Source organism: uncultured Dysosmobacter sp. (assembly GCF_947631165.1).
GTDB lineage: Bacteria > Bacillota > Clostridia > Oscillospirales > Oscillospiraceae > Oscillibacter.
This window is the reverse complement of record NZ_CANRKH010000026.1, coordinates 23,103-39,559: the sequence shown is the minus strand read 5'-3', so window position 1 is coordinate 39,559 and position 16,457 is coordinate 23,103. Positions and strand designations below refer to the sequence as shown.

Below are 16,457 nucleotides of genomic sequence, written 5' to 3'. Positions count from 1 at the left end.
GCCCTTTGGATCAGGTTCCCGCTCTCAAAATCCGCGCCCCGGGCCCTCTGAGCGGACATGATCTTGTCCGTCTCCTCCATCAGGATCGGGATGAACCGCAGGGCGATGGACATCATCATGGCCAGCTCGTGGACCGGCACACGGAACCGCTTCAGCCCGTTCAGCAGATTTTCCAGGCCGTCGGTCAGGCTGATGGGGCTGGTGGTATAGGTCATCAGGAAGGTGCCCATGATGAGCAGCATGATGCGCACCACCATGAAAATGGCGTTGCGGAGGCCGGTATCGGAGATGTGCAGAAAGCCCCATTCCAGAATGTACCGCTCCCCCGGCGTGAAGAACAGATTCAGAACGCCGGTGAAAATGATAATGAACAGCACCGGCTTCAAGCCCCGCACCAGCTGTTTGACGCCCACCTTGGAGATGCGGACGCACACTGCCAGGCAGAGGGCAATGATGCCATAGGTCACCACGCCCTTGGCGCAGAACAGAGCGATGATGTACAAAACCACCATCAAAATTTTCGTCCGGGGGTCCAGCTTATGGGCCAGGGTATTTCCCGGGAAATACTGGCCCAGCGTGATATCCTTCAGCATACGGCGCCGCCTTTCCGCAGCGCCAGCAGTTGCCGCTCCAGTGCCTCCACCGTGTAAACGGCGGGGTCGATGTCCACACCGCGGGCCTTCAGCGCCATGGCCACCCTGGTCACCTGGGGAACGTCCAGTCCGGCGGTGATCAGCTCGTCCGCCCGGGCAAAGACCTCTGCCGGGGTCCCGCTCATCAGGATCCTTGCGCTCTTCAGCACCAGAATGCGCTCTACGTTCTGGGCGATCTCGTCCATGCTGTGACTCACCAGGATGATCGTGTTGCCCTTGTTGCGGTGGTAGTCCCGGATGTTGGCCATCAGGTTCTCCCGGCCTGCCGGGTCCAGACCCGCCGTCGGCTCGTCTAAAATCAGCACCTCCGGTTCCATGGCCAGCACGCCCGCCAGGGCGACCCGGCGCTTCTGGCCGCCGGAAAGCTCAAAGGGGGATTTGTCCAGCTGCTCGTCCCGAATGCCCACCAATCGGGCAGCCTCCCGGACACAGCGGTCCAGCTCCTCCCCTGTCTTGCCCTGGTTGGCAGGGCCGAAGGCGATGTCCTTATACACCGTCTCCTCAAACAGCTGATATTCCGGATACTGGAACACCAGGCCAACCCGGAACCGCACATCCCGGATCTTTTTCGGCTCCGCCCAGATGTCCTTTCCTCCCAGCAGGATCTGTCCGCTGGTGGGCCTCAGCAGACCGTTCAAATGCTGGATCAGGGTCGATTTGCCCGACCCGGTGTGGCCGATGATGCCCAGGAACTCCCCTTCCCGCACGTCAAAGCTCATATCCTCCACCGCGCTGCGCTGAAAGGGTGTTCCGATGCCATAGGTATGGGTCAGATTCTTGATCTGCAAAATAGGTTCCAAATCGCTTCGTTCCTCTCAGTCAGTTTATCCCAGTGCCGCCGTGATGGCGTCGGCGCATTCCTCCACGGTCAGTGCGTCCAAAGGCACATCCAGTCCGTCCTTCCGCAGACGGTCCAACAGGTCCACGGTGTCCGGCGCGGTGAGGCCCATGGCCCGCAGCTCCTCCAAACGGGTAAAGACCTCCTTGGGCGTACCGTCCATAGCGACCCGGCCGTCATCCATGACGATGACCCGGTCCGCCTCCTCCGCCTCGTTCATGTGGTGGGTGATAAGGATGACGGTAATGCCCTTCTCCCGGTTCAGCCGGTGGATAGTGGACAGCACCTCCTTTCGCCCAATGGGGTCCAGCATGGCGGTGGCCTCGTCCAGCACGATGCACGCCGGCTCCATGGCGATAACGCCGGCAATGGCGATGCGCTGCTTCTGACCGCCGGAGAGCAGATGGGGCGCATGGGTCACAAATTCGCTCATGCCCACCGCCGCCAAGGCGTCGTCCACCTTTTTGCGGATCTCCGCCGTGGGAACACCCAGATTCTCCGGGGCAAAGGCCACATCCTCCTCCACCACGTTGGCGACGATCTGGTTGTCCGGATTCTGGAATACCATACCAACCCGCTGGCGGATGGCCAGCAGAAGGCTTTCATCCAGGGTATCCATCCCCTCTACGTATACCTTGCCGCCAGCGGGCAGCAGCACCGCGTTGAAGGTCTTGGCCAGCGTGGATTTGCCGGAGCCATTGTGGCCCAACACCACCACAAAGCTGCCCTTTTCCACCGCCAGGTCCACGCCCCGCAGGGCATAGACCGGCTCCCCTCCCTCATCCGCCGGATAAGTGAACCGCAGGCTCTCGGTCTCGATCATAGTTGACATAACTTTTCTCACTTCACGTAACAGATTTCTCTTGCACCTGGAAGCGACCCGCGAAGGCCGGGGCCGCGCGCTCCAGCAGCCACCACAGCCAATAGCCGCAGAGAACGCCCAGGGCATTGAACAGCAGGTCGTCGATATCAAAGGCCCGGTCGATGCAAAGCTGCCAGCACTCAATGAAGGCTGTGACGCATAGTCCCAGTACCAGCACCCGCTTCCAGGTAAAGCCCCGCCACAGCAGGGCGGCGAAAAAGCCGAAGGGGATGAACATGATGATATTCCCCAGCAGGATGAATATCGTAAAACGGGTCTGGTGTCCCAGTTCTAAAGTGGCAAAAAGATTTAGGTTGACGCTGCCCAGAGAGAAGAACGGTCCCAGAGGAACGCCATAGATCAGGTTCACCAGCGGATTGACCCAGTCGGAGGGCAGCAGCGTCAGCGCCGCCATACCGCCGCTGAACAGGTACAGCAGCAGAAGGACCGCCTCCCGCCGGAGAGGGCTTGACAGTCCCCTTCCCGCCAACCGCCGCATACGGAAGGGCCGCAGGAGAAAAAACAGCGCCAAGGCCAGAATGGCTCCCGGAAGCATGGCCTGGATATACCGCCATGTCATTGCCGCGTAAAACGCAAGATCCATCGCTGCCTCCCTATTCCGAAAACCACCGTCCCGTAGCCCCGCAGGGCAGGGCCAGACCGGTCTCCGTCACCGGCAGCCCCAGCTCGTCCCAGGTGCACTTGCCGCCATACTTGGAGGCCACCAAAATGTTCAGCAGATAGCCCAACACCGAGGGAGCAAGGCCCGTGGTGTAGGAGTTGATGAGAACGAACAAGGGCTTGTCCGACAGGACCCCGGCGCACAGCTTCACGAAGGGATACAGGTTCTCCTCCAGCTTCCACACCTCGCCGCCGGGGCCGCGGCCATAGCTGGGCGGATCCATGATGATGGCGTCGTAGGTTTTTCCTCTCCGAATCTCCCGCTCCACAAACTTGGCGCAGTCGTCGATGATCCAGCGGATGGGGGCGTTCTCCAGGCCGGAGAGCCTGGCGTTCTCCCTGGCCCAGGCCACCATGCCGCGGGCCGCGTCCACATGGCAGACAGAGGCTCCCGCCTTGGCGCAGGCCGCGGTGGCGCCGCCGGTATAGGCAAACAGGTTCAGGACCCGAATGGGCCGTCCGGCAGAGCGGATCTTGTCCATAACGAAGTCCCAGTTCACCGCCTGTTCCGGAAACAGGCCCGTGTGCTTGAAGTTCATGGGCTTCACCTGAAAGATCAGTTCACCGTAATGGACCTTCCAGCTCTCCGGCAGGGCCTTTTTCTCCCAGTGGCCGCCGCCGGTCTGGCTGCGGAGATAGCGGGCGTTGGCCCGTTTCCAGGCGGGATTCTGGCGTGGCGTCTCCCAGATGGCCTGGGGGTCAGGCCGCACCAGGAACTGCTTGTCCCAGCGCTCCAGCTTCTCTCCCCCACCGCAGTCCAGAAGCTCATAGTCCTGCCATTTGTCCGCGATCCACATAAAAGGCGTCCTCCGTATCTCCATAAAAATACAGTATATTATACTCCCCAAGGCCCTTGTTCGTCAATTCCATTTCCGACGGGAAATCGGAAAAAGAGGACTGTCTCCGACAGTCCTCTTCTATCAGACCATATTCAGAAGTTCCTGGGCAAATTTCCGGGTCTGCCGCTTCCTTTCCGGGACCATGGATACGCGTCATTGCCCATACAGCGCTCAACGCACAGATACTCGAATACCACCGAAGGCTTACAGCACCGCCGCTCTGGCCGCTTTCGCCGGGGCGGCAGTCTTTCTCTCCGCTGCGGTCCGCTCCTCCGCCGGGGCGGGGGCCGTCCGCTCCGCCAGACGCTCCCGGCCCACCGCCAACATCAGCTTGATGCGGTTCTCCTGGTTGACCCGGGTCGCGCTGGGGTCGTAGTCGATGGGGGTGATGTTGGCCTCTGGGTACAGTTCCCGCAGCTTGTTGATCATGCCCTTGCCACAGATGTGGTTGGGCAGGCAGCCAAAGGGCTGGGCGCAGATGATGTTCTCATAGCCCGCCCGGATCAGTTCCGCCATCTCAGCGGTGAGGAGCCAACCCTCCCCCATCTTGTCGCCCTTGCTGATGAGGCCCTCAGTGAGCTTGGTCAGCTCGCTGAAAGGCAGGGGCGCGTGATAGCCATTGTCCTTCAGTGCCTTGATGATGACCTTCTCCATAGTGCCGATATAGCCCAGGATCAGGTCGGAAACATGCTTTTCCAAAAAGCTGCCGCCGTAGAGCCGGGCAGTCTCGCCGGGATTATAGGCGCAGTACTGCACAAAGCCCATCAATCCCGGCAGATTCACCTCGCAGTCCTGGGTCGCCAGAAACTCCTCCAGATCGTTGTTGCCTAGTGGCGAGTATTTCACATAGATCTCGCCCACCACGCCCACCTTGACCTTCGGGACCCGGTGGACGGGGATAGCAGCGAACTCCGCCGCGATCTGGGGCATGGCGGTCTTCATCTCATGCTGGGAGAAGCCCCTTCCCTCCCGGACCCAGCCGCAGATATCATCCAGCCACTTCTCCTGAAGGGCCAGCGCGTCGCCAGGATGGGTCTCATAGGGGGCAGTCTGGGCCTTCAGCGTCACCAGCAGGTCGCCGTAGTAAATGGCGGCCAGGGCCATCCGCATGAAGGTCAAGTCCATGGGCAGGCTGTTGCCCTTTTCCAGGCCGGAGAAATTCAGGCTCAGCACCGGGATCTGACCGTAGCCCGCCTTTTCCAGAGCCTTGCGCAGCAGGAAGATATAGTTGGAGGCCCGGCAGCCGCCGCCGGTCTGGGTGATGATGAGGGCGGTGTGGTCCAGGTCATATCTGCCAGAGTTCAGGGCGTCCAAGAACTGGCCGATGACCAGCAGGGCAGGATAGCAGGTGTCGTTATGGACATATTTCAGTCCCAGCTCGCTGACCTGACTGCCGCAGTTGCCCAGCAGCTCCACCTTGTAGCCCTTGTGCTCCATGGCCGCCGCCAGGATGCGGAACTGAACGGGAGCCATGTTGGGAATGAGGATCGTGTGGGTCTTTTTCATATCCTCGGTAAAAACAGGGTAATTCAGTTCCATACGTCACACCTCCCTCGCGTTTTTCTCGTCCTGCTCGTCCAGAGCGGCAAACAGGCTCCGCAGGCGGATACGTACCGCGCCCAGGTTCGTGATCTCGTCGATCTTCAATTGGGTATACAGCTTTCCGCCGGCCTGCAAAATTTCCCGGGTCTCGTCGGAGGTGATGGCGTCCACGCCGCAGCCGAAGCTGACCAGGTGCACCAGGTCCATATCAGGTTGGGAGCAGCAGTACTTTGCCGCCGCGTACAGGCGGGAGTGATAGGTCCACTGGTTCAGCACCGTGGTGGGGAATTTCTCCACCCGGTCAGAGATGGAATCCTCCGTCACCACCGCCGCGCCGAAGCGGGTTATCAGGGTATCGATGCCGTGGTTCACCTCTGGATCCACGTGATAGGGCCGTCCCGCCAGCACAATGATGCGGCGCCCCTCCGCCCGGGCCTGGTCGATGATGCGCGCACCTTCTTTCCGGATCAGCGCCATATGGTTGGCGTACTCGGCATAGGCCGCGTCCGCCGCCTGCTGGATCTCCTTTTTAGAAATATCCGGGAAATACCGCCGCAGGATGGCGAAGATCTTCTTGTTGAAGTCCTTGGGCCGGTGGATGCCCACATAGTCATAGATGAATTTGGTATCCTTGATCTCTGGGCAGTTGCCAGCGATGACCTCCGGGTAATAGGCCACCACAGGACAGTTGTAGTTGTTCTGCCCCAGGCCCTCGTCGATGTTATAGGTCATGCAGGGATAGAAGATGGCGTCCAGCCCCAGCTTGCTCAGGAAGTGGATGTGTCCATGGGCCAGCTTTGCCGGGAAGCAGGCGGTGTCGCTGGGGATGGTCCCCTGCCCCTTCAAATACAAGTCCCGGCTGGAAAAAGGGCTGTGATACACTGCAAAGCCCAGCTTGGTGAAGAAGGTGTGCCAGAAGGGCAGCAACTCCCAGAAGTTCAAGCACAGGGGCAGGCCGATCTTGCCCCGCTTGCCGGGAACGGGCTTGTAGCTCAGGATCAGCTTCCGCTTATAGGCGTACAAGTTCCGTTCGCCGGTGTCCTCCCTGCCGGTGACGGGCCGGTCGCAGCGGTTGCCGCTGATGAAAGTGCCGCCGTCGGCAAAGGTGTTGATGGTCAGCTGGCAGTTGTTGCCGCAGCGGCCGCAGACCTCGCTGCGGGTCTCCTGGCGGAAATTCGCCAGGGCATCCCGGTCCAGCAGCGTACTGGTCTGGCCGTGGGCGGCACGGCCCATGCCGTACAGCGCCGCGCCGTAAGCGCCCATCAATCCCGCAATGTCGGGCCGGATGACCTCCACGCCCATCTCCTTCTCAAAGGCCCGGAGGACCGCCTCGTTATAGAACGTGCCGCCCTGGACCACGATGTTCCGGCCCAGCTCCTCGGGAGAGGCGGCCCGAATGACCTTGTAAATGGCGTTTTTCACCACGGAGATGGAGAGGCCCGCGGAGATATTCTCAATGGTGGCCCCGTCCTTCTGGGCCTGCTTCACGCTGGAGTTCATGAAAACGGTGCAGCGGCTGCCCAGGTCCACGGGCCGGTCGGCAAACAGGCCCAGCTTGGCGAACTCCTTCACGTCATAGCCCAGCGCCTGGGCAAAGGTCTGCAGGAAGCTGCCGCAGCCGGAGGAGCACGCCTCGTTCAGGAAGATATTGCTGATGGCCCCGTCCTCGATCTTGAAGCACTTCATGTCCTGGCCGCCGATATCGATGATGAAGTCCACATTGGGCAGGAAATGCCGGGCGGCGGTAAAGTGAGCCACGGTCTCCACCACACCGTAATCCGCGTGGAAGGCGTTTTTCGCCAGGTCCTCACCGTAGCCGGTGGTGGTAACGGAGGCCACGTGCAGCGCCGGATGCTGGTCATACAGCGTTTGCAGCACCTCCCGGATCAGCGGCACGGGATTGCCCAGATTGGGCCGGTAATCCGTGAACAGGAGCCGGGCCTCCTCGTCGATGACCGCCATTTTCACCGTGGTGGAGCCGGAGTCGATGCCGATGTGCACCGGAGCGGCGTAGTCCGCGCCAAAGGGCACGCGGGGCACCGCCGCCTTGGCGTGGCGGGCCCGGAACGCCTCATATTCCTCCTGATCCTTAAACAGGGCGGGCTGGCTGCGGTAGGTCTCCGACGCGCCGCGGTGTTGGAGCCGGTCCGCCACTTCCTCCAGGTCAAATACCTGATCGGAATAAAACGCCGCGCCCATGGCCACGAACAGCAGGCTGTTCTCCGGGCAGGTGCCGGTGACGCCCAGGGTCCTGTCAAAGCTGTCCCGCAAACACTTGGAGAAGGTCAGCGGTCCGCCCAGGTACAAAACGTTTCCCTGGATGGGCCGTCCCTGGGCCAGCCCCGCAATGGTCTGGTTCACCACCGCCTGGTAGATGCTGGCGGAGATGTCCTCCGCCTTGGCACCCTGGTTGATGAGGGGCTGCACGTCGCTTTTGGCGAACACGCCGCAGCGGGAGGCGATGGTATACGTCTTTTCCGCTTTCTGCGCGGCGGCGTCCATATCGTCGGCGCTCATTTTCAAAAGGGTCGCCATCTGGTCGATGAAAGCGCCGGTGCCGCCAGCACAGGAACCGTTCATACGGACCTCAGTGCCGCCGGTGAGGAACAAAATTTTCGCGTCCTCGCCGCCCAGCTCGATGATGCAGTCCGTACCGGCAGCCAGACGGTTCGCCGCCACCCGGGTCGCGAACACCTCCTGCACGAAAGGCACCTCCACGCTCTCCGCCATGCCCATGCCCGCGGAGCCGGAAATAGCCAGCTCCGCCTGTCCGCCGGGGACATACCGCTCCGCGACCCGGCGGAGCAGCTCCTCGGACTTTTCCAAGATATGGCTGAAATGCCGCTCATATGTACTGTAAATGATGTTGTCCGCGTCGTCCAGAACTACACATTTGATGGTGGTGGACCCAACGTCCAAACCAACTTTCACTGAATTTTCCTCCTTCAGGTAAACGGTTACTCCGCCTGCTTCAGCGAATAACCACAGGATACCACATTAGTTCGTATCATACTCTTTTTCGACAAAATGTGCAATCGGAATTATCTCACTAAACTGTAAAGAAACTGTTAAAAAATCCAAAGCCCGCCGCTCTTGCCTTTTCCCGGTTTTATGATATACTCTATACTTGTCCCTATCAAAATAGAATCGAGGCCGTATCCATGAACACCGTTTTGCTCCACACCTGCTGCGCCCCCTGCTCCCTCTCCTGCATCGACCCGCTTCGGGCCGAGGGCATCGAGCCGGTGGCCCTCTGGTACAATCCCAATATCCATCCCTGGAAGGAATACGAGGCCCGACGGGACTGCCTGCTGGCGTACGCCCCCACCATCAACATGAAGGTCCGGGTGCTGGAGGACTACGGCCTGCGGGAATTCGTGCGCCATGTGGCGGACGACATCGACCACCGCTGCGCCTACTGCTATGAGCACCGCATCGAGGGCACGGCCCGATATGCCGCGGAGCACGGCTTTGCCGCCTTCACCACCACGCTGCTGGCCAGCGTGTATCAGGACCATGAGGGCATTGTCCGGGCCGCTGAAAAATACGCGGCCCGATACGGCGTGGAGTTTCTCTACCGGGACTTCCGCCCCAATTTCCGGGCAGGCAATCAAAAAGCCCGAGAGCTGGGCTTTTACATGCAGAAGTACTGCGGCTGCGTCTTTTCCGAGCAGGACCGCTACCAGAAGAAGATCGACCGGGACAAGGCGAAGTTCGCCGAGGACTGAGAACACGATACCAAAGTCCTGCCCGGCTGTCCAGCATCAACGGACCATTGGCCGGACAGCGGGGACAAACGGTCAAATGAGCATACTTATGAAGAAGCGGACCGCCAAAAGGCGGTCCGCTTCCCAATTTAAGGTGTGTTTTCCAATTCCAGCAAACAGCGCGCCTCCCGTTCCCATTTCGTCTCGCCGCTATAGCCCAGAAAGCGGCGGAGACGGCGGACACTCTCCAACGTCGTCCGCAGATAAGGCAGTTCCATCTCCACGGCCCGCTGGTCCCCCGCTCCTGGTGATTCCAGATCCCCCGGACCCGCAGTTTCAGATACCAGTAGAGGATGTCTGTGATGTCGCTCCACGGTACCTCCTCCTGTATGCGGTATGTTCTCATGCGATCACCTCAGCTATACTCTAGCATCTTCTATTGGGATTTTCAATAGTTTTTCTAATAGATTTTCTGTTATTTATTTTCAACAGAAAATCTATTATATTCAGTATGAGGTGATGGTGCATGAAATTTGGGAGCGACAAAATCTCCAAGCGTGAAGAATCTGTCACTAAATCCATCTATATCAAGCGTTCTCTGGTCAACCAAATCGAAAAGATCGCCGCTGAGAACCATACCAGCTTCAACAATGTCGTGATCTCCATGATCGAGAGCTGTTTAAAAGACGAATAGCACCAAAAAGGACCGCCTGACCGGCGGTCCTTTTGTGTTCAGTTCTTCAAACTCTGCATGGGCGCGGGAATGCGTCCGCCCCGGGCGATGAAAGCCGCGCTGGACTCCGGATGCACCGGCATCACCGGCGCGCTGCCCAGCAATCCGCCCATCTCGATGGTGTCCCCCACGGCCTTTCCCGGTGCGGGCAGGATGCGCACGGCGGTGGTCTTGCTGTTCACCATGCCGATGGCCGCCTCGTCGGCGATGATGGCGGCGATGGTCTCCGCCGGGGTGTCGCCAGGGACGGCGATCATGTCCAGGCCCACGGAGCACACGCAGGTCATGGCCTCCAGCTTGTCCAGGCACAGCGTTCCCCGCCGGGCGGCGGCGATCATGCCCTCGTCCTCGCTGACGGGGATGAACGCGCCGGAGAGACCCCCCACGCTGGAGGACGCCATCACGCCGCCCTTCTTCACCGCGTCGTTCAGCAGCGCCAGAGCCGCCGTGGTGCCGTGGGTCCCGCAGACCTCCAGGCCCATTTCCTCCAAAATTCTGGCCACACTGTCGCCCACGGCAGGGGTGGGAGCCAGGCTCAGGTCCACGATGCCGAAGGGGGTGTCCAGGCGGCGGCTGGCCTCCTGAGCCACCAGCTGGCCCATACGGGTTACTCGGAAGGCTGTCTTTTTGATGGTCTCCGCCACCACGTCAAAGGGCTGGCCCTTCACGCTTTGAAGAGCGTGGTGCACCACGCCGGGGCCGGAGACGCCCACGTTGATGACCCGCTCCGCCTCGCCCACGCCGTGGAAGGCGCCGGCCATGAAGGGATTGTCCTCCACGGCGTTGCAGAACACCACCAGCTTGGCGCAGCCCAGGCCGTCCCGGTCCTCGGTGGCCTTGGCGGTGTCTCTGACAATGCGGCCCATCAGGGCCACGGCGTCCATATTGATGCCGGCCTTGGTGGACCCCACATTGACGGAGGAGCACACCAGCTCCGTCCGGGCCAGAGCCTCTGGAATGGAGCGGATCAGCCGCTCATCCGCCCTGGTCATGCCCTTCTGCACCAGGGCGGAGTAGCCACCGATGAAATTCACGCCGCAGGTGCGGGCCGCCCGGTCCAGCGCCAGGGCGAAGGGTACAAAGTCCTCCGTCTCGCTGGCTCCGGCCACCAGGGCCATGGGCGTCACAGAAATGCGTTTGTTCACGATGGGAATGCCGAACTCCCGCTCGATGTCCTCGCCGGTCCTGACCAGCTTTTCGGCGCAGCGGGTTATTTTGTCATAAATTTTTTCACAGGCCCGCTTGGGGTCTGGATCGCAGCAGCTCAGCAGGGAGATGCCCATGGTGATGGTGCGGATGTCCAGGTGCTGCTGGTCGATCATCTCAATGGTGGAAAGGATATCCTTTTGATTGAGCATAAATTGCCTCCATAGTTCATCCCGCAGACGCAGGGATAGTGCATTCATTTTCGCCAGGGCGTGTACCTGGCGAAAATACTTTGACCTGAGCGCCCTGAGCGCGTTCACCAGCGATCGATATCACCGGTGGGCGGAATTTAAAGAGGGTCCCCTCTTTCATTCAGATACGGTGCATGGCGTCGAAGATCTCCTGCCGTTGGATGCGGATGGAAATGCCCATCCTCTCCCCCAGCTGCTCCAGCAGGACCCGCAGATCTCCCAGGGGGACCTTGGCGTGCTCCACATCCACGGCCATCACCATGGTGAAGGAACCTTGCAGGATGGTCTGGGAGATATCCAGGATGTTGATATTGTTCTCGGCCAGCAGGGCGCAGACGGCGGCGATGATGCCCACCTTGTCCTGTCCGACCACGGTGACGATGGCGTTCATAAGCTTCCTCCTTATTCTAAGCGGGATATATTGTAGCAAAGACCTTTGCAAATGTAAAGGCAAAGGGCGCTTTTCGCGCCCTTCCGCCTATATCATACTGTTTCGTAATAAAAAACTTTAAAGAAGTTTTTTATTACGGCGCATCGCGCCGCCGCGCCCTACGTCGCGCAGGAAAAGTATGGACGTTCATCACAAGCGGCTTCGCCGCCGGGGCCGCTTATGCGGCCCTAATAAAACAATTACATCGTTTTATTCCTGATTCGTATCAGATCTCGTCAAAGAACTTGGCGTGGATGGCCTTCACCGCCCGGTTCACGTCGTTCTCGTCCAGCAGGACGGAGACGCGGATCTCAGATGTGTTGATCATCTGGATGTTGATGCCCGCCTCATACAGGGCCTCGAACATCTTGGCAGCCACGCCGCAGTTGCTCATCAGGCCAACGCCCACGATGGACACCTTGCCGATGTGCTCGTCAGACTCGATGTGGTCGAAGCGCAGCGCCTCTTTGTGCTCGTTCAGGATGTCCTCGGCTTCCGCCAGGTCCTTCTTGTGGAGGGTAAAGGTGATGTCCTTGGTCTCTTCCCGGCCAATGGACTGCAGGATCACATCCACATTCATGTTGTGCTTGCTCAGCAGGTCAAAGACCTGGAAGGCGACGCCGGGGTTATGCTGCAGGCCCACCAGGGCCACGCGGGCGATGCTGGTGTCCTTGGCGACACCGGCGATGTTAGTCTTTTCCACTTTGGTGACCTCCTTAACTTTCGTGCCAGGCTTCCGCTCCAGGCTGGACACGACTTCCAAATTCACTCTGAACTTCTTTGCCAGTTCCACGCTGCGGTTGTGGAGCACCTGCGCACCCTGAGACGCCAGCTCCAGCATCTCGTCATAGGTGATCTCCTCCAGTTTGCGGGCGTTGGGCACGATGCGGGGATCGGTGGTGTATACGCCGTCCACATCGGTATAGATCTGGCACAGCTCCGCCCGGAAGGCAGCCGCCAGCGCCACGGCGCTGGTATCGGAGCCGCCCCGGCCCAGAGTCGTCACATCGCCGTTGCGGTCCACGCCCTGGAAACCGGTAACGATGACGATGCGGTGCTGATCCAACTCCGACTGGATGCGCTCGGAATCGATCTTCTTGATGCGGGCATCGGAATGGACGCTTGTGGACTGAATGCCCACCTGCCAGGCCGTCAGAGACACACAGGGCAGGCCCATGCTCTCCAGGGCCATGGCGCACAGGGCCACGGAGATCTGCTCGCCGGTGGAGAGGAGCATATCCATCTCCCGCTTGGATGCCCGGGGATTGATCTCCTCCGCCTTGGCGATGAGGTCGTCGGTGGTGTCGCCCTGAGCGGACAGCACCACGATCACGTCGTTGCCCGCCAGGTAGGTCTCCGCGATGATGCCGGCGACATTCCGGATGCGCTGGGCATCCTTCACGGAGCTGCCGCCGAATTTCTGTACGATCAAACTCATAGTCGCGTTTCCTTCTTTGCTTCAGAATTGGGTCCAGTCCATCATATGAGGCTGGAGGGTATTTGGAGCGGGTCTCACAAGACCCGCATGCAGGCCAGCACGTTCAGGCACCGGGCCTGCTGCATGGCGTCCTGTCCGCTGATGCGGTCCGTCAGGAAGGCGGTCTCGCCGTCCTCGCTGAGGACCTCCACCTGGCCAAAGGCCATGGCCGCGTCGGTCAGGCTGCCCTCGATGCGGAAATAGTAGCGGGTGTGCAGCTCCTGGGGGTCCTCAAAACCGGAGGTATCAGAGGACCAGCCGATCTCGTCCCGCCGGGGGCTGGCCTGGAGGCACTCCATCACATCCGCCACACAGGCGGAGGCGGTGGGCAGCTCTCCCGCACCCTTGCCGTAGAACATCACCTCGCCGGTGGCGTTGCCCCGGATCATCACGGCGTTGAACACATCCTCCACGTTGGCGATGGGATTGTCCTCTGGGATCAGATGGGGCGCTACATAGGCGGTGCGCCCGCCGCCGGGCAGCCGGACCGCCCGGCCCAGCAGCTTGACGCGGTAGCCAGCCCGGTGAGCGATCTTCACATCCCGCAGAGACAGCTTGGAGATGCCCTCCATAGGGACGCCTGACGGGTCCACCTGATGGCCGAAGGCCAGATCCGCCAGGATGCAGATCTTGCGCCCAGCATCGATTCCCTCCACGTCGGCGGTGGGGTCCGCCTCGGCATAGCCCTTGGCCTGAGCCTCCCGCAGAGCGTCGGAGAAAAAGGCGCCGGTGCGGACCATGCGGGTGAGGATATAGTTGGTAGTGCCGTTCAGAATACCGTACACCTCGTCGATGCGGTTGGCGGCCATGCACTGGGTCAGGGGATGCAGGATGGGGATGCCGCCGCCCACGCTGGCCTCGAACAGGTAGCTGACGTTTTTCTTCTTGGCCAGCTCCAGCAGCTCGCAGCCCTTTTCCGCCACCAGCTGCTTGTTGGCGGTGACCACATGCTTGCCCGCCAGCAGCGCCCGCCTGGTATAGTCATAGGCCGCCTCCACACCGCCGATAGTCTCCACCACCACGCGGATGTCATCGTCCTCCTCGATCTTCGTAAAATCGTCTGTCATCAGCTGGCGGTAAGGCCCATCCTTGAAGCGGCGCACCAGGATACGCTTCACCTGCAAGGGTTCCCCCAGCTTCCGCTCGATCTGCTTGGCATTTTCCGCCACCACCTTGGCCACGCCGGTGCCGACGGTCCCAAGGCCCATAATCGCAATCTGTATCATATCGTCAACCCGCCAAAATCTCAAATTTAATGACCCCGGCCAGCGCCGTCACGTCTGACAGGAGCTGCTCCAGGGATTCCTCCATCTCGCTGGTCTCAGCGGAGATAGTCACCGCCGCGCAGCCATTGGTGGGGATGCTCTGATTGATGGTGAGGATATTGGCCCCAGAGACGGCAAACACCGACAGGACCCGGCTCAGTACGCCCGCTGTGTCCTTCAGCATGGCCTGAAAAGTGATGATGTGCTCCGATTTCATGTCGTTGAAGGGCTGCACGGAATCCTTGTACTTATAAAACGCACTGCGGCTGATCCCCGCCAGCTTGGTCGCGGAGCCCACGGTCTCCGCCTCGCCGGTCTGCATCATCCGCTTGGCCTCTGCCACCTTTACAAAAATCTCCGGCAGTGCGTCCGCCGCCACGATGTAATATTTGATCGTTTTTGCCATTCCGTCCGCCTCCTGTGGTCATTTGTCCTTTGACCTGCTCATACTACTACATTTTCGCCTCCGGCGCAACCAAAAAGCCCAAATTTCTTTTGGGGAAAATGGGGAAACTTCCGCCAGGATGTCCGCTCCACGTGGGCAAATTGCCGATAAGGAAAGACAGAGGGCCGCATAACTTTCACGGCAAAAGTGAACGGGGGCCTGACGCCCCCGTTCCAAATCAATTCTCCGCCTGATAGACGGCCTTCATGCCCTTGTAAGTCTCCCAGCAGTCCAGCTTGCCCACTACCTCGAAGGGAGCGTGCATGCTCAGCACCGGCACACCGGCATCCAGTGTGGTGATGTTGCGGTTGGCCATATACATGGCCACGGTGCCGCCGCCGCCAGCGTCCACCTTGCCCAGTTCCGCGATCTGCCAGATCACGTCCGCGCCGTCAAACAGGCGGCGGACATAGGCCACCGTCTCCGCGTCGGCGTCGCTGGCGCCGGACTTGCCCCGGGCGCCGGTGTATTTGCACAGGCCGATGCCATAATTGAGATAGGCAGCGTTGCGCTTTTCGTACACATCCGCGTAATCGGGGTCATAGGCCGCCGTCACGTCGGCGCTGAGGCAGAAGGACTTCTCGAAGCAGGCCCGGACAGGCACGTCCTGAGCGGCGCACAGGTCCTCCATAAAGGTATCGAAGGCGGCGGACTGCATCCCTGTCACGCCGTCGGAACCGATCTCCTCCTTGTCCGCCAGTACGCACACAGCGGTCTTGGCGGGGGTCTCCTCCAGGTCCAGCAGGGCCTTCAGCGCGGCATAGGCGCACACCCGGTCGTCGTGGCCGTAGGCGCCGATCATGGACCGGTCCAGTCCGATATCGCAGGCGTTCACCGCCGGGACGGCCTCCAGCTCGGCAGAGGTGAAGTCGTCCTCGGTGATGCCGTACTTCTCGTTCAGCAGCTTCATCACCGCCAGCTTCACCCGGCCGGTCTCCTCCTCGTCTCCGATGGGGCGGCTGCCCAGCAGCAGGTTCAGCGTCTCGCCGGGGATGGCGCTGGCCAGGGGCTTTTTCGCCTGCTCCTGGCCCAGGTGCGGCAGCAGGTCGGTGATGACCAGCCTGGGGTCTCCCTCGTCGGCGCCGATATTCACCACAGCGCTTCTCCCATCCTTCAGCGCCGCCACGCCGTGCAGCTCCAGCGGGATGGTGACCCACTGATACTTGCGGATGCCGCCGTAATAATGGGTCTTGAAATAGGCCAGCTCGCTCTCCTCGTACAGGGGATTGGGCTTCAGGTCCAGCCGGGGGGAGTCGATATGGGCTGCGGCGATCTGCGCGCCCTCCGTCAGGCTCTTCCGCCCGATGTGGGCCAGCATCACCGCCTTGCCCCGGTTGCAGACATACACCTTGTCTCCCGCCTTCAGCTCCATGCCCCGGACATAGGGCCGGTAGCCCTTTTCCTCCGCCAGCCGGACGCTCTCGGCGGCGCAGAGCCGCTCCGTCTTTCCGGCGTCCAGAAAGGCCATATACCGGGCGCAGTAGTCCTCCACGGCCGCCGTTTCTGCCGCCGCCAATCTGTCATATCCGTTCTTCCGGTTGGAGAGCAGCTTTTCCTTCAGTTCCTTGGTCTCAGACTTATCCATTGG

Annotated in this window: 16 protein-coding genes; 2 read left to right on the top strand and 14 right to left on the bottom strand. The window is 60.6% G+C overall.

What is annotated here, in order from left to right; genetic code table 11:
• From Q0Z69_RS12195 to Q0Z69_RS12165, 7 genes are all read right to left on the bottom strand, one after another.
• Positions 1–593: energy-coupling factor transporter transmembrane protein EcfT (locus Q0Z69_RS12195; protein WP_298033928.1), on the bottom strand; the 593-nt coding region annotated here is incomplete at its 3' end.
• On the bottom strand, positions 587–1,453 hold the full coding sequence (locus Q0Z69_RS12190; RefSeq protein WP_298033925.1) for an energy-coupling factor transporter ATPase: 867 nt from the start codon (positions 1,451–1,453) through the stop codon (positions 587–589). The genes Q0Z69_RS12190 and Q0Z69_RS12195, both read right to left, overlap by 7 nt.
• 24 nt (positions 1,454–1,477) lie before the next feature.
• Positions 1,478–2,323: an energy-coupling factor transporter ATPase gene (locus Q0Z69_RS12185; RefSeq protein WP_298033922.1), complete on the bottom strand. Its 846-nt coding sequence runs from the start codon at positions 2,321–2,323 to the stop codon at positions 1,478–1,480.
• Positions 2,324–2,336: 13 nt separating this feature from the next.
• Positions 2,337–2,957 carry a VanZ family protein gene (locus Q0Z69_RS12180; RefSeq protein WP_298033919.1) on the bottom strand — a complete coding sequence of 207 codons (621 nt, stop codon included), beginning with the start codon at positions 2,955–2,957 and terminating at the stop codon, positions 2,337–2,339.
• A 10-nt stretch (positions 2,958–2,967) separates the two neighbouring features.
• Positions 2,968–3,831 carry a class I SAM-dependent methyltransferase gene (locus tag Q0Z69_RS12175; RefSeq protein ID WP_298033916.1) on the bottom strand — a complete coding sequence of 288 codons (864 nt, stop codon included), beginning with the start codon at positions 3,829–3,831 and terminating at the stop codon, positions 2,968–2,970.
• Between the two features lie 246 nt (positions 3,832–4,077).
• Positions 4,078–5,412: a 2-hydroxyacyl-CoA dehydratase gene (locus Q0Z69_RS12170; protein WP_298033914.1), complete on the bottom strand. Its 1,335-nt coding sequence runs from the start codon at positions 5,410–5,412 to the stop codon at positions 4,078–4,080.
• 3 nt (positions 5,413–5,415) lie between these two features.
• Complete coding sequence (locus Q0Z69_RS12165) at positions 5,416–8,346, bottom strand: acyl-CoA dehydratase activase (protein ID WP_298033912.1); 2,931 nt, start codon at positions 8,344–8,346, stop codon at positions 5,416–5,418.
• Positions 8,347–8,576: 230 nt separating this feature from the next.
• Between Q0Z69_RS12165 and Q0Z69_RS12160 the strand changes: the two genes are divergently transcribed.
• Entirely contained in the window at positions 8,577–9,143 is a 567-nt protein-coding gene (locus Q0Z69_RS12160) for an epoxyqueuosine reductase QueH (protein WP_298033910.1), read from the top strand.
• Between the two features lie 128 nt (positions 9,144–9,271).
• Here Q0Z69_RS12160 and Q0Z69_RS12155 read toward each other — a convergent pair whose 3' ends face one another.
• On the bottom strand, positions 9,272–9,496 hold the full coding sequence (locus tag Q0Z69_RS12155) for a hypothetical protein (RefSeq protein ID WP_298033907.1): 225 nt from the start codon (positions 9,494–9,496) through the stop codon (positions 9,272–9,274).
• Positions 9,497–9,648: 152 nt separating this feature from the next.
• Here Q0Z69_RS12155 and Q0Z69_RS12150 point away from each other — a divergent pair, with 152 nt between their 5' ends.
• The gene (locus Q0Z69_RS12150) at positions 9,649–9,816 is read left to right on the top strand and encodes a hypothetical protein (RefSeq protein WP_298033905.1); all 168 of its coding nucleotides are present in this window, start codon (positions 9,649–9,651) and stop codon (positions 9,814–9,816) included.
• 38 nt (positions 9,817–9,854) lie between these two features.
• Here the strand turns inward: Q0Z69_RS12150 and Q0Z69_RS12145 are convergent, their stop codons facing one another.
• The 6 genes from Q0Z69_RS12145 to Q0Z69_RS12120 form a co-directional block, all read right to left on the bottom strand.
• Complete coding sequence (locus Q0Z69_RS12145) at positions 9,855–11,213, bottom strand: PFL family protein (protein ID WP_298033903.1); 1,359 nt, start codon at positions 11,211–11,213, stop codon at positions 9,855–9,857.
• Positions 11,214–11,373: 160 nt separating this feature from the next.
• Positions 11,374–11,643, bottom strand: coding sequence for an ACT domain-containing protein (locus Q0Z69_RS12140; protein ID WP_298033901.1), 270 nt, complete (start codon positions 11,641–11,643; stop codon positions 11,374–11,376).
• Between the two features lie 265 nt (positions 11,644–11,908).
• Entirely contained in the window at positions 11,909–13,120 is a 1,212-nt protein-coding gene (locus tag Q0Z69_RS12135) for an aspartate kinase (RefSeq protein WP_298033897.1), read from the bottom strand.
• A gap of 74 nt (positions 13,121–13,194) precedes the next feature.
• A complete protein-coding gene (locus tag Q0Z69_RS12130; protein WP_298033894.1) occupies positions 13,195–14,385 on the bottom strand; it encodes a homoserine dehydrogenase in 1,191 nt (396 codons plus the stop codon).
• A 4-nt stretch (positions 14,386–14,389) separates the two neighbouring features.
• Positions 14,390–14,830 (bottom strand): ACT domain-containing protein, encoded by a 441-nt coding sequence (locus Q0Z69_RS12125; RefSeq protein WP_298033891.1) that lies wholly within the window; start codon positions 14,828–14,830, stop codon positions 14,390–14,392.
• A 217-nt stretch (positions 14,831–15,047) separates the two neighbouring features.
• Complete coding sequence (locus tag Q0Z69_RS12120) at positions 15,048–16,454, bottom strand: aminopeptidase (RefSeq protein ID WP_298033887.1); 1,407 nt, start codon at positions 16,452–16,454, stop codon at positions 15,048–15,050.
• Positions 16,455–16,457 lie beyond the last annotated feature (3 nt).